This window comes from Streptomyces lycii, from assembly GCF_009735685.1.
GTDB classification, from domain to species: Bacteria; Actinomycetota; Actinomycetes; order Streptomycetales; family Streptomycetaceae; genus Streptomyces; species Streptomyces lycii.
Map to the genome: position 1 here is coordinate 40,426 of NZ_WHPN01000431.1, position 14,037 is coordinate 54,462.

Below are 14,037 nucleotides of genomic sequence, written 5' to 3' on the forward strand. Positions count from 1 at the left end.
CGGTTCACTCGCCCCGGCGGCGGATCTTGTTGCCGAGCCAGACGAGCGGGTCGTACTTGCGGTCGGCCGCGCGCTCCTTCAGCGGGATCAGGGCGTTGTCCGTGATCTTGATGTTCTCCGGACAGACCTCGGTGCAGCACTTGGTGATGTTGCAGTAGCCCAGTCCGTGTTCCTCCTGCGCGGTGCGCTTGCGGTCGAGACCCGACTCGGCCGCCGCGTCCAGCGGGTGCATGTCCAGCTCGGCCACCCGCATCAGGAAGCGCGGCCCGGCGAAGGCGGGCTTGTTCTCCTCGTGGTCGCGCACCACATGGCAGGTGTCCTGGCACAGGAAGCACTCGATGCACTTGCGGAACTCCTGGGAGCGCCCGACGTCCTCCTGCATCATCCGGTACTCACCGGGCTCCAGCTCCGGCGGCGGCACGAACGCCGGGACCTCGCGGGCCTTGGTGTAGTTGAACGACACGTCCGTCACCAGGTCCCGCATCACCGGGAAGGCCCGCATCGGGGTGACCGTGACCGTCTCCGCCGGGTCGAACACCGACATCCGGGTCATGCACAGCAGCCTCGGCCGCCCGTTGATCTCGGCGCTGCACGAGCCGCACTTGCCGGCCTTGCAGTTCCAGCGGACCGCGAGGTCGGGCGCCTGGGTCGCCTGGAGCCGGTGGATGATGTCGAGCACCACCTCGCCCTCGTTGACCTCGATGTCGTAGTCCGCCAGGCCGCCGCCTTCGGCGTCGCCGCGCCACACCTTGAAGTGCGCCGTATGGGTCACTGGAACAGCTCCTCGTCGGGCAGGTACTTGGCCAGCTCGTCCTTCTCGAAGAGGGCGAGCAGATCGCGCCGGATGTGCGGGGTGGTGTGCCGTACCAACTCGATCCGGCCGCGCCCGGGGCCGGCCGCCGCGTCCCCGGCCGGTTCCTTCCCGAACGGGGTGTCGTCGCCGCCGTCGGCGAGCCGGCACAGCAGGTTGACCCGCCGCCACTGGCGGTCCATCTCCGGATGGTCCTCGCGGGTGTGGCCGCCCCGGGACTCCTCGCGCTCTAGCGCGGCCCGCGCCACGCACTCGCTGACCAGCAGCATGTTGCGCAGGTCCAGCGCCAGATGCCAGCCCGGGTTGAACTGCCGGTGGCCCTCGACCCCGGCGCGCCGGGCCCTGGCCCGGAGCCGGGCCAGCTGCTGCAGGGCCTCGGTCATCTCGCCGCCCCGCCGGATGATCCCGACCAGGTCGTTCATGGTCGTCTGGAGCTCCTGGTGGAGCGTGTACGGATTCTCGCCGCTGTCCCCGGCCGTCTGCTCCCCGGCGCCGGCCCCGGCGCTGAACGGCCGCAGCGCCTCGTCGGCCGCCGCGTCGACGGTGCCGGGGTCGACGGCGGGGCGACCGCCGCCGAGCCCGAGGGCGTACTGCGCGGCGTGCAGACCGGCGCGGCGCCCGAAGACGAGCAGGTCGGAGAGGGAGTTGCCGCCCAACCGGTTGGAGCCGTGCATGCCGCCCGCGACCTCGCCCGCCGCGTACAGCCCGGTCACCCCGCGGGCCTGCGCGGTGTCCGGCTCGACCCACACCCCGCCCATCACGTAGTGGCAGGTCGGGCCGACCTCCATCGGCTCGGCGGTGATGTCGACGTCCGCCAGCTCCTTGAACTGGTGGTGCATCGACGGCAGCCGGCGGCGGATCGTCTCCGCGGGCATCCGTGTCGACACGTCGAGGAACACCCCGCCGTGCGGTGAGCCGCGGCCCGCCTTGACCTCGGCGTTGATGGCGCGGGCCACCTCGTCACGGGGCAGCAGCTCGGGCGGGCGGCGGTTGTTGTCCGCGTCCTCGTACCAGCGGTCGCCCTCCTCCTCCGTCTTCGCGTACTTGTCCTTGAAGACGTCCGGGACGTAGTCGAACATGAACCGCTTGCCGTCGCTGTTGCGCAGCACGCCGCCGTCGCCGCGGACGGACTCCGTGACCAGGATGCCCTTGACCGACGGCGGCCAGACCATGCCCGTCGGATGGAACTGCACGAACTCCATGTTCGTCAGGCGGGCTCCCGCCAGCAGCGCCAGGGCGTGCCCGTCGCCGGTGTACTCCCAGGAGTTGGAGGTCACCTTGAACGACTTGCCGATGCCCCCGGTCGCCAGCACCACGGCGGGCGACTCGATCACGAAGAACCGGCCGGACTCCCGCTCGTAGGCGAACACCCCGGACACCGCGCCGCCGTCCTCGCCGCGGCTCTCGTCCTTCAGGACGCGGGTGATCGTGCACTCCTGGAAGACCTTCAGCCGGGCCTCGTGGTCGCCGAACTCCCGGAAGTCCTCCTGCTGGAGCGAGACGATCTTCTGCTGGAGGGTGCGGATCAGCTCCAGGCCCGTACGGTCGCCGACATGCGCGAGCCGCGGGTACTCGTGGCCGCCGAAGTTGCGCTGCGAGATCCGCCCGTCAGCGGTGCGGTCGAAGAGCGCGCCCCAGGTCTCCAGCTCCCACACCCGGTCGGGGGCCTCGCGGGCGTGCAGCTCCGCCATCCGCCAGTCGTTGAGGAACTTGCCGCCGCGCATGGTGTCGCGGAAGTGCACCTGCCAGTTGTCGCCCTCGTTGACATTGCCCATGCTGGCGGCGATGCCGCCCTCGGCCATCACCGTGTGGGCCTTGCCGAACAGGGACTTGCAGATCACGGCGGTGCGCGCGCCCTGCTCGCGGGCCTCGATGGCGGCGCGCAGTCCGGCGCCGCCGGCGCCGACCACGACCACGTCCCACGCCTGCCGCTCGGGTTGCGTCATCGTTTCTGTTGCTTCCTCTCAGAAGAGCTTCGGGTCGTCGAAGACGCCGGTCGCGAGCAGATACACGTAGAGATCGGCCACCGCGACGCTGACCAGCGAGGCCCAGGCGAGCAGCATGTGCCGCTCGTTGAGTCTCCCGACCCAGCCCCACAGCCGGTAGCGCACCGGGTGCTTGGAGAAGTGCTTGAGCCGGCCGCCGATGATGTGCCGGCAGGAGTGGCAGGAGATGGTGTACGCCCAGATCAGCACGATGTTGACGAGCATCACCAGGGTGCCGAGGCCCATGTGGCCCCACTCGTAGTGCTCGTCGCGGAAACCGAGGACCGTGTCGTAGGTCAGGATCACGGCCACGGGCACGGCGGCGTAGAAGAAGTACCGGTGGATGTTCTGCAGGACCAGCGGGAAGCGGGTCTCACCGGTGTACCTGCGGTGCGGCTCGGCCACCGCGCAGGCGGGCGGGGACGCCCAGAAGCCCCGGTAGTAGGCCTTGCGGTAGTAGTAGCAGGTGAGCCTGAAGCCCAGCGGGAAGATCAGGATGATCACCGCGGGGGAGAGGCCCCACCAGTCGCCGAACAGCGCCCAGTTCGGGCCGCCCTTCATCGGCTCGCAGTTCTCCGCCAGACAGGGGGAGTAGAAGGGCGAGACATAGGGCGCCGCGTAGTAGTCGGCGTTCGCCAGGGCCCGCCAGGTCGAGTAGACGATGAAGGCGAGCAGACCGGCCGCGGTGGCGGCGGGGGCGAGCCACCAGCGGTCCGTGCGCAGATGCGCGGCGGAGATGGCGGCGCGCGAGGGGGCGTATACGCCCCGGCGCGCGCCGCCGGGTGCTTCGCCGGGATCGTCTGTGGCGGTGGTCGGGTCGGTGCCAGTGGACAAATCGGACTCCGGGTCGGGGGTGCGGTGGTCGGTCCCGTACGGCCGGGCTCGGGCCGGGCGTACGGGACGGCGGTCCGGTGAGGGCGGCGGGCCCCGGAGCCGCGGAGGGGGCCGCCGCCGTCCGGTGCCCGCGGGCGGCGCGGTGCCGCCGTACGCGGTGCCGGGGGCCGCCGTGGAGCGTGTGCGGGAGGCGGGGAGCCCCGAGGCTCGGGCCGGTGGTCCCGGTCCCGCCGTGCTTCCGGCCGGTCCGCGCCGGTCCCGGCCGGGCGGCGGGTGGATCCGGGACCCGCCCGGGCACGGCTAGGGTGCGTGCCGGTCCCGCGCGCCGAGCCCCTCCTCGTCGGCATCGGTCCAGAGCGCGCTGTTGTACGGCGCGTCCGGGATGATGACCATCTCGGGGGCCGGTACCGGCCGTGCGGAGGCCGGGGCGGTCTCGCTCAGCAGGGCCAGGCTCTCGCGCAGGTGGTCGGTGTCCGTACGCACCCGGCGTATGTCCGGACCGCCCCCGACCTGCGTCTCCAGGCGTCCCACTGAGCGGACGAGATCGTCCAGACAGCGCTGTGCGGCTTGCAGATCGTCGTGCAGGGACATGGGGGGCCCTCACCTCCGCGTGCGTTGCGGCTGCGACACCCCGCGAGTGTTGCGCGTCACACGCGCACTTGTGAAGAGATCTGCCGCGATTCCACCGTCCGGCGCGGACAAAGCCGGTTTTCCGCCGCACAACCGGCGCGGGGCGTACTCCGATCTGCTGGAGATGCGGCGGAAGGGTTTCCGCCACGGCCTGGCGCCACCGGTCCGTCCGGGTCGTCGTCCGGCCCGTCCGGGTCGTCGGGGCCGTACTGGCTGTCAGGGCCGTACTGGTTGTCAGTCGCCACCAGGGCCGTACTGGCTGTCCTGGCTGTCCTGGCTGTACGGTGCCCCGCCGCGCCCCGGGCCGGCGCCGCCCGGCGGCGGCCTGTCCCGTGCGCGCCGGGCCGGTCCGCGCCGTACGTCCCGTACGCGCCGTACCGAGCCCCGCCCCGCCGCCGGGGGCGAAACGGTTCATCCAGGCGGGTGGCAAACCCCCGTCCCCGGCGATGGAGCGGTGTCCCCGTGGAAGGCGTTGCGTTGAGCGGGGAGACCGCGCGCGAGCCCGGAGGTATCAGACATGTCCAGCGACGGCGTACGCCCGCAAGGCCCAGGCGACGGCGCCGGCCCAGGCCGTGCCCCCCGTGCCGGGCGGCGGACCGCAGACACCGGCGGTTCCCGCGCGCGACGGCTCCGGACCGGCCTCACGCTCGCCCTCACCGGTGCCCTGCTCGCCGGATGCGGCGGCAGCGACGACGACGCCGGGGAAACGGTGCCGCCGGACATCGCCGCCACCACCCGCGAACACGTCCGCGACGGCGGCACCGTGCGCTGGGCCGTCGACACCGTCCCCGCCACCCTCAACACCTTCCAGGCCGACGCGGACGCGACCGGCGACCGCATCGCCGAGGCCGTGCTGCCCGTCCTCTTCACCCTCGACCGGCTCGGCCGCCCGCACCTCAACGGCGACTATCTGACCTCCGCCGAGGTCGTCGAACGGGAACCCGAGCAGGTCGTCGTCTACCGGCTGAACCCCGACGCCGTCTGGAGCGACGGCCGGCCGATCGGCGCCGCCGACTTCCGCGCCCAGTGGAAGGCCCTCAGCGGCAAGAACCGCGCCTACTGGACCGCTCGCAACGCGGGCTACGAACGGATCTCCGGGGTGGAGGCCGGGGAGAACGAGCACGAGGTGCGCGTCACCTTCGCCGATCCGTACGCCGACTGGCGGGCCCTGTTCACCCCGCTCTACCCGGCCTCCGTGATGAGCAGCCCGGACGCCTTCAACGACGGGGCCCGCAAGACGCTGCGGGCCACGGCCGGACCGTTCACCGTCAAGGGGCGGGACGACAAGCGGGGCACCGTCACCCTGGTCCGCAACCCCCGCTGGTGGGGGGAGAAGGCCAAGCTCGACCGGCTCGTCCTGCAAGCCGTGCCCGACGAGAAGCGGGTGGCCGCCCTCGCCGAGGGGAAGCTGGACGTCGCCGCGATCAACCGGCCGGGCCTGGAGCGGATCCGCAGCGTCGCCGGCCGGAAGGACGCCCGCTCCGCCGCGCTCCGCGAGATCTCGGTGCGCCGGTCGATGGCCCCGTCGTACACACAGCTCGCGCTGAACGGCGCGGAGGGTCCGCTCGCCGACGACCGGGTGCGCCGCGCGGTGGCCCGGGCGATCGACCGCAAGGCCCTGGCCGAGGCGGTGCTCAAGCCGCTCGAACTGCCGGCCGGGCCGCTCGGCAGCCATGTGCGGATGGCCGGGCAGCAGGGCTACAAGGACGCCAGCGCGGCACTCGGCGAGCAGGACGCCGGGGCGGCCCAGGCGATGCTCGCCGAGGTCGGCTGGGAGCGGGGCACGGTGGCCGCGGACGGCGGCACGGGCAACGCCAAGGCCGACGAGAAGGCCGATGAGAAGGCCGACGAGAAGGCCGACCAGCAGGCAGATCAGCAGACAGACCAGCAGGCGGACGAGAAGCCCGACGAGCGGGTGGCGGAGAAGAAGAAGGAGGAGCGGCGGGGCGACGGCCGGGACGACACGGGCGCCGGGAACACCGGCCGTGAGGCCCGCCTCGCGAGCGCCAACCTGCTCCGCAAGGACGGCGAGCCGCTCGCGCTCGACTTCGTCCTGCCGTCCGGCCCCGGCAGCGAGCCGCTGCGCACGGTGGGTGACCGGATCGCGCAGCAGCTGGAGGCGATCGGGATCCACACCGACATCCGGCAGGTGGAGAACGTCAGCTACTTCCGGGACCACATCGCCTCGGGCGACTACGACCTGGCCCTCTACTCCTGGCCGGTCACCCCCTTCCCGGCGACCGACGCCCGCCCGATCTTCGCCAAGCCGCGCCCCGCTCCCGACGGCTCGCTGACCGTGGAGCAGAACTACACCCGCGTCGGCACCGACCACATCGACCAGCTGTTCGAGCAGGCGGCGACCGAGCTGGACGAGGGCGCCTCCCGGGAGCTGCTGAACCGCGCGGACGCCCGGATCTGGGCGGTCGCCGGAGCGGTGCCGCTGTTCCAGCGGCCGCAACTGGTGGCCACCGACCCGGACGTGGTCAACGCCGGCGCCTTCGGCTTCGCCACACCGCGCTACCAGGACATCGGCTTCCGGCGCTGACGGCGGCCGCGCCGTACCGGCCGGCACCGGCCGACCGTCCCGGGCGAGGCGTCCCGGCCGTGCCGTCCCGGGCGTGCCTCCCGGGCGTGCCGTCCCGGTGTTCCGGACGTTCCGGGGCACACCGGGCGGCCCCGGGCGTCACCGGCGCCCCGCGCATCCCGGGTGTCCCGCCGGCCGCTGACCGACCCCGTACCCGGGTGTCCCGCCGCCTCCCGGCCCGGCGCCCCGCCGGCCGGCGCGGGTCCGGCCGCCGAGCGCTGCCCCGGCGGCCGATGCGCCCCGGCGTGCCGCCGCACCGTACGATGGGATAAGGCCGAGGCGTGGTCCGACGTGACTGAGCCGCCCGGCAGGCGCGCGTGCCGGACCGTACGTGACGTCAACCACGATCCACGGGAGAAGCCCCGCAGTGCCCACGCGCCACGACATCCGTAACGTCGCCATCGTCGCCCACGTCGACCACGGCAAGACGACCCTCGTCGACGCCATGCTCAAGCAGGCCGGCTCCTTCGCCGCTCACCAGCAGGAACACCTGGACGAGCGCATGATGGACTCGAACGACCTCGAACGCGAGAAGGGCATCACCATTCTCGCCAAGAACACCGCGGTCAAGTACCACCCGTCGCACGGCGGCGACCCGGTGACCATCAACATCATCGACACCCCCGGCCACGCCGACTTCGGCGGCGAGGTCGAGCGCGGCCTGTCGATGGTTGACGCGGTCGTCCTGCTGGTCGACGCCTCCGAGGGCCCGCTGCCGCAGACCCGCTTCGTGCTCCGCAAGGCGCTCGAGGGCAAGATGCCGGTCATCCTCTGCATCAACAAGACGGACCGCCCCGACGCCCGGATCGCGGAGGTCGTGGACGAGACGTACGACCTGTTCCTGGACCTGGACGCGACCGAGGAGCAGATCGAGTTCCCGATCGTCTACGCCTGCGCCCGCGACGGGGTCGCCTCGCTGACCAAGCCGGAGGACGGCACGGTCCCCGCCGACAGCGAGAACCTGGAGCCGTTCTTCACCGCGCTGCTGGAGACCGTCCCGGCGCCGGAGTACGACGAGAGCGCCCCGCTCCAGGCGCACGTCACCAACCTGGACGCGGACAACTTCCTCGGCCGCATCGCCCTGCTCCGGGTCGAGCAGGGAGAGCTGAAGAAGGGCCAGACCGTCGCCTGGATCAAGCGTGACGGCACGATGGCGAACGTCCGGATCACCGAGCTGATGATGACCGAGGCGCTCACCCGCAAGCCGGCCGAGCTGGCCCGCCCGGGCGACATCTGCGCCGTCGCCGGAATCCCGGACATCATGATCGGCGAGACCCTCGCCGATCCGGAGAACCCGATCGCGCTGCCGCTGATCACCGTCGACGAGCCCGCGATCTCGATGACCATCGGCACCAACAACTCCCCGCTGGTCGGCAAGGGCGGCAAGGGCCACAAGGTCACCGCCCGGCTGGTGAAGGACCGTCTCGACCGCGAGCTGGTCGGCAACGTCTCGCTCCGCGTCCTGCCCACCGAGCGCCCCGACACCTGGGAGGTGCAGGGCCGCGGCGAGCTGGCGCTGGCCATCCTGGTGGAGACCATGCGCCGGGAGGGCTTCGAGCTGACCGTCGGCAAGCCCGAGGTGGTCACCAAGGAGATCGACGGCAAGCTGCACGAGCCGATCGAGCGGCTGACGATCGACTCCCCGGAGGAGCACCTCGGTGCCATCACCCAGCTGATGGCCGCCCGCAAGGGCCGGATGGAGACGATGACCAACCACGGTTCCGGATGGATCCGGATGGAGTGGATCGTGCCGTCCCGCGGACTGATCGGCTTCCGTACGGAGTTCCTGACGCAGACCCGCGGCACGGGCATCGCGCACTCCATCTTCGAGGGCCACGAGCCGTGGTTCGGCGAGCTGCGCACCCGCAACAACGGCTCCCTGGTCGCGGACCGCGCCGGTGCCGTCACCGCCTTCGCGATGACGAACCTCCAGGAGCGCGGCACGCTCTTCATCTCGCCCGGTACCGAGGTGTACGAGGGCATGATCGTCGGTGAGAACTCCCGGTCCGACGACATGGACGTCAACATCACCAAGGAGAAGAAGCTCACCAACATGCGGTCCTCGACCGCCGATGTGACCGAGTCGCTGGTCCCGCCGCGGCTGCTGTCGCTGGAGCAGTCCCTGGAGTTCTGCCGCGACGACGAGTGCATCGAGGTGACGCCGGAGACGGTCCGGATCCGCAAGGTCGTGCTGGACCAGAAGGAGCGCGGCCGCGCCGCCTCGCGCGCCAAGCACTCCTGACGCGGCACCGGTTGGGCGCCGCCGCACCGGTTGCCGCCGCCCGCACGCGGGCGGCGGCAACCGGTGGCCCCGGGGGCGGACGGAGACACGGCGCCCGGAATGTCCGGTAAGCTGACGCGGGCCCGGCATCGGGATGCTTTCGCCGGTTGGCGGGGTCACACCGCACGGGAGCGTTCCGGACACTCCCGCCCGGTGCGTCACGGCACACCGTCCAGGCCGTCTCGTGCGAACGGGCCGTTCCGGCTACGTCATGTGGCCGACCGCGGAACCGCCCGCCGCCGTGCGGCGTCGTGAGCAGTGTCCGAAAATGCTGTTCTACGCGCGTCATCAGCGCTACGCTCCCAGCGAGCCGCGCAGGTGCGGGCCCGGAAACCGGGCCGCTCGCACCCCGCTCGCCGACGCAACCGCTTTTCCCGGTGCGGCGTCCGATATTCGAACGCTCTTCCCCGATAGATGGGTAACACGTCCGTTTCGCAACCATCTATATCGGATCGTTTTGTCCGGATTTTGGAAGAAGTGAACATCAGGTGTGATCGAACCGCAACCAAAAGAGTGTGGCCGGGTCGCACCGCATGGGCTGATAGTTGGAGCCAGTAGAGCTCGGGTCAACGGGTCATGCGCTGTGGGGAGCGCCGGCTCACGAGCGACCGGGTGCCGGCTGCAGCTGTCAGGGGTGTCAGCGCACGCGACCGGCGCCCTTCCATGTAGTGGCTTTGGAACTCCTGAGGAGGGCACACCCATGCGCGGTGCCAGAAGTGCCAAGTGGGTTGCGGGTGCGATCGTGGTGGCGATGGCCGCGACGGCCTGCGGTGGCGACAGCGGTGACGACAAGAAGTCGGCCTCCGGCAAGCCGGAGGGCTACGTCTCCATCGAGGTCGGTGAACCGCAGAACGCACCACTGCCCTCGGACACCAACGAGAGCAACGGCAGCTACATAGTCAAGGCGCTCTTCACCCAGCTGCTCGAGTTCGACGACAAGGGCGAGATCGTCTACCTCAACGCCGAGTCGGTCGAGACCGAGGACTCGAAGACCTGGACGGTCAAGCTGAAGGACGGCTGGACCTTCCACAACGGTGAGAAGGTCACCGCCCAGTCCTACGTGGACACCTGGAACTTCGCGGCCAATGTCAAGAACAACCAGAAGAACAGCTTCTGGTTCTCCGACATCAAGGGCTACGAGGACGTCCACCCCGAGAAGGGTGACCCCAAGGCCGAGGAGATGTCCGGCCTGAAGGTCGTCGACGACCTCACCTTCACCGTCGAGCTGTCCGAGCCCGTGCCGTACTTCGAGTACAAGCTCGGCTACACCACCTGGGCCCCGCTGCCCAGCGTCGCCTTCGACGACCCGAAGAAGTTCGGTGAGAAGCCGATCGGCAACGGTCCGTACAAGTTCGAGAAGTGGAACCACAACAAGCTGTTCCAGGTCGCCAAGTACGACAAGTACAAGGGCGAGGACAGCGCGAAGAACGAGGGCATCCAGTTCAAGAACTACTCGACGCCCGAGGCCGCGTACCAGGAGCTGCTGTCCGGCAACGTCGACATGGTCCGCCAGATCGGTGCCAAGGACCTGCCGAAGTACAAGCAGGACCTGGGCGACCGCGCGATCGAGCAGCCGTACGCCGCGGTGCAGAGCATCGTCCCGGCCTTCTACAGCAAGCCCTTCAAGGACGTCGACCCGAAGGTCCTCCAGGGCCTGTCGATGGCGATCGACCGCGAGACGATCGCGAAGACCGTCATGAACGGCACCCGTGAGGCCGCCACCAGCTTCACGCCGCCGCAGGTCCAGGGCAACCAGGACCTCGACATCCCGAGCCTGAAGTTCGACGCGAAGAAGGCCAAGGAGCTCGTCGAAGAGGGCGGTGGCGTTCCGGGCAACAAGATCTGGATCCAGTTCAACGCCGACGGCGGCCACAAGGAATGGGTCACGGCGGTCTGCGAGAACATCCGCCAGAACACCGGCGTCGAGTGCATCCCGGACTCCAAGCCGGACTTCCAGACCGACCTGGACCTGCGTGACGCCAACAAGGTCAAGGGCATGTACCGCGGTGGCTGGGTCGCGGACTACCCGCTGAACGTCAACTTCATGCGGGAGCTTTACCACTCCAAGGCCGAGGCGAACAGTGGTCGCTTCAACAACAAGGAGATCGACGCCCTGATGGAGAAGGGCGACCACGCGAAGACCCTGGAAGAGTCGATCAAGCTCTACCAGGAGGCCGAGCAGGTCATGGCCGAGGAGATGCCGGCGTTCCCGATCTTCAACTACAAGATCAACGCTGGTTACGGCGAGGACGTCGAGAACGTCAACGTCGACTGGCACGGCGACCTCGTGGTCAGCGAAGTCACCACCAAGTAGTACGCCCGCGGTTCACTCCGCAACCGGCCACTCCCCGCCGACGCCGCGACCCGGCCGGCGCGGGCCAGGCACCCGGGGGCCGTTCCCGTCACCGTGGAACGGCCCCCTGGGGCCGTCTTTACCAATGGAGGAAACATGGGGCGCTACGTCGTGCGACGACTGCTCCAGTCGATCCCCGTGTTCATCGGGGCAACCCTGCTGATCTTCCTGATGATGTACAGCCTGCCCGGTGACCCGGTGCGGGCACTCTGGGGAGAGCAGTCCGTGGACCCGGCGCAGATCGCCGCGATGAAGAAGGACCTCGGGCTGGACCTGCCGCTCTGGCAGCAGTACTGGAACTACTTCATCGGGCTGTTCCAGGGCGACTTCGGGACCCAGATAGCCAGCGGGCGTCCGGTGTCCGAGGTGATCGGTGAAGCCCTCCCGGTCACCATCCGGCTGGCCCTGTTCGCCTTCACCTTCACCACGCTGGCGGGTATCTCGCTCGGCGTGCTGGCGGGCCTGCGCGCCGACCGGCTGTTCGACCGCGGGATGCTCTTCTTCACCCTGCTGCTGATCTCCGTGCCGTCGTTCGTCCTCGGTTACGTGGCGCAGTTCGTGTTCGCCTTCAAGCTGGACCTGCTGACCCCCACCGTGCAGGACTCGGAGGCATTCGGGGACCTGCTGATGCCCGCCGTCGTGCTGGGCTCGCTGTCGCTGGCCTACGTGGTCCGGCTGACCCGGACCTCCATCGTGGAGAACCTGCGCTCCGACTACATCCGCACCGCCATCGCCAAGGGCCTGCCGCGCCGCCGTGTCATCGGTGTCCATCTGATGCGCAACTCGCTGATCCCGGTCGTGACCTTCCTCGGCACCGACCTCGGCGCGCTCCTCGGCGGAGCGGTCATCACCGAGGGCATCTTCAACGTCCAGGGCGTCGGCAACCTCGTCTACGACGCGCTCTTCCGCCGCGAGGGCTCGACCGTGGTCGGCATCGTCACCCTGCTCGTCATCATCTACCTCGCTGTCAGCCTGATCGTCGACCTGCTTTACGCGGTCCTGGACCCGAGGATCCGTTATGTCTGACGTGACCGAAGCCGCCCGCGTACCCGCAGCCGCACCCGACCTGGAGAAGAACGCCCCGGCCGGCACCGAGTCCGGTCCCGTCGGCAAGCCGCGCAGCCTGTGGTCGGACGCCTGGCACGACCTGCGGCGCAATCCGCTGTTCGTGGTGTCCGCGATCCTGATCTTCTTCCTGCTCGTCATGGCCGCCTGGCCGGGGCTGTTCACCAGCGTCTCGCCGCGGCACGGCGATTTGTCGACGCACTACCTCAAGTCCCCGGAGTACGGCCACCTGTTCTCCCCGGAGTGGCTCGGCTACGACGCCCAGGGCCGCAGCATCTACGCGCGCGTGGTGTACGGGGCCCGCGCCTCGGTGATCGTCGGCGTCGCGGTGACCCTGCTCGTCACGGTCCTCGGCGGGCTGTTCGGCATGGTCGCCGGCTACTTCGGCGGCTGGCTCGACAGCATCCTGTCCCGGATCCTCGACACGTTCGCCGGTGTGCCGTTCCTGCTCGGCGCCATGGTCGTGCTCAACACCTTCGACGTCCGCACCGTCTGGATCGTCGTGCTGGCGCTGGCCTTCCTCGGCTGGACGCAGATCGCGCGTGTCACCCGCGGCTCGGTGATCACCACCAAGCAGGCGGACTACGTCCAGGCCGCCAAGGCGCTCGGCGCGGGCACCGGCCGCATCCTGCTGCGCCACATCCTGCCGAACGCCGTCGCCCCCGTGATCGTCGTCGCGACCATCGCCCTCGGCGGTTACATCGCCGCGGAGGCCAGCCTGTCGTACCTCGGCATCGGCCTGTCCGAACCGACCGTGTCCTGGGGCATCGACGTCTCCGCCGGCAAGGACCAGCTGCGCAACGCGCCGCACGTCCTCCTCGCGCCCGCGGTGATGGTCTCCATCACCGTGCTGGCGTTCATCATGCTCGGCGATGCGGTCCGCAACGCCCTCGATCCCAAGCTGCGCTGAGGGAGGCGTACGTGACCACCATCGACAAGACCGAGGCTGTTCCCCAGCCGCGCTCCGGCGACGCCGACAGCGGCCCGCTGCTCGACGTCCGCGACCTGCACGTCGAGTTCCACACCCGGGACGGCGTCGCCAAGGCCGTCAACGGGGTCAACTACTCCGTCTCCGCCGGCGAGACGCTCGCCGTCCTCGGCGAGTCCGGCTCCGGCAAGTCCGTGACCGCCCAGGCCATCATGGGCATCCTCGACATGCCGCCGGGGAAGATCCCGAAGGGCGAGATCTTCTTCCGCGGCCAGGACATGCTGAAGATGTCCGGTGAGGAGCGGCGGAAGATCCGCGGCGCCAAGATGGCGATGATCTTCCAGGACGCGCTGTCCTCGCTCAACCCGGTGCTGACCGTCGGCTACCAGCTCGGCGAGATGTTCCGCGTCCACCAGGGCCTCTCCCGCAAGGACGCCAAGGCCAAGGCCGTCGAGCTGATGGAGCGGGTGAACATACCCGCGGCGAAGCAGCGGGTGAACGATTATCCGCACCAGTTCTCCGGCGGCATGCGGCAGCGCATCATGATCGCGATGGCGCTGGCCCTG

The 14,037-nt window shown here is 70.1% G+C and carries 10 protein-coding genes; 6 read left to right on the plus strand and 4 right to left on the minus strand.

Translation table 11 applies throughout. From position 1 onward, the window contains the following. Positions 1-4: 4 nt before the first annotated feature. From GCU69_RS32325 to GCU69_RS32340, 4 genes are all read right to left on the minus strand, one after another. Complete coding sequence (locus GCU69_RS32325; RefSeq protein WP_156207987.1) at positions 5-772, minus strand: succinate dehydrogenase/fumarate reductase iron-sulfur subunit; 768 nt, start codon at positions 770-772, stop codon at positions 5-7. Continuing rightward, entirely contained in the window at positions 769-2,757 is a 1,989-nt protein-coding gene (locus tag GCU69_RS32330) for a fumarate reductase/succinate dehydrogenase flavoprotein subunit (protein ID WP_156207988.1), read from the minus strand. Before GCU69_RS32330 ends, GCU69_RS32325 begins: the two co-directional genes overlap by 4 nt. 18 nt (positions 2,758-2,775) lie before the next feature. Further along, positions 2,776-3,630, minus strand: coding sequence for a hypothetical protein (locus tag GCU69_RS32335; RefSeq protein ID WP_098753802.1), 855 nt, complete (start codon positions 3,628-3,630; stop codon positions 2,776-2,778). A 300-nt stretch (positions 3,631-3,930) separates the two neighbouring features. Then, positions 3,931-4,221 (minus strand): hypothetical protein, encoded by a 291-nt coding sequence (locus GCU69_RS32340; RefSeq protein ID WP_098753804.1) that lies wholly within the window; start codon positions 4,219-4,221, stop codon positions 3,931-3,933. Between the two features lie 556 nt (positions 4,222-4,777). Between GCU69_RS32340 and GCU69_RS32345 the strand changes: the two genes are divergently transcribed. The 6 genes from GCU69_RS32345 to GCU69_RS32370 all read left to right on the plus strand — a co-directional run. Next, on the plus strand, positions 4,778-6,805 hold the full coding sequence (locus tag GCU69_RS32345; protein WP_156207989.1) for an ABC transporter family substrate-binding protein: 2,028 nt from the start codon (positions 4,778-4,780) through the stop codon (positions 6,803-6,805). Positions 6,806-7,211: 406 nt separating this feature from the next. Then, positions 7,212-9,086 carry a translational GTPase TypA gene (gene typA / locus GCU69_RS32350; RefSeq protein WP_098753806.1) on the plus strand — a complete coding sequence of 625 codons (1,875 nt, stop codon included), beginning with the start codon at positions 7,212-7,214 and terminating at the stop codon, positions 9,084-9,086. A gap of 739 nt (positions 9,087-9,825) precedes the next feature. Next, complete coding sequence (locus tag GCU69_RS32355; RefSeq protein ID WP_098753807.1) at positions 9,826-11,439, plus strand: peptide ABC transporter substrate-binding protein; 1,614 nt, start codon at positions 9,826-9,828, stop codon at positions 11,437-11,439. A gap of 135 nt (positions 11,440-11,574) precedes the next feature. Continuing rightward, positions 11,575-12,504 carry an ABC transporter permease gene (locus GCU69_RS32360; RefSeq protein WP_098753808.1) on the plus strand — a complete coding sequence of 310 codons (930 nt, stop codon included), beginning with the start codon at positions 11,575-11,577 and terminating at the stop codon, positions 12,502-12,504. Beyond that, positions 12,497-13,453: an ABC transporter permease gene (locus GCU69_RS32365; protein ID WP_098753809.1), complete on the plus strand. Its 957-nt coding sequence runs from the start codon at positions 12,497-12,499 to the stop codon at positions 13,451-13,453. The genes GCU69_RS32360 and GCU69_RS32365 overlap by 8 nt, the downstream gene beginning before the upstream one ends. 11 nt (positions 13,454-13,464) lie before the next feature. After that, positions 13,465-14,037, plus strand: a 573-nt coding sequence (locus GCU69_RS32370) for an ABC transporter ATP-binding protein (protein ID WP_156207990.1), incomplete at its 3' end; no start/stop codon positions are given.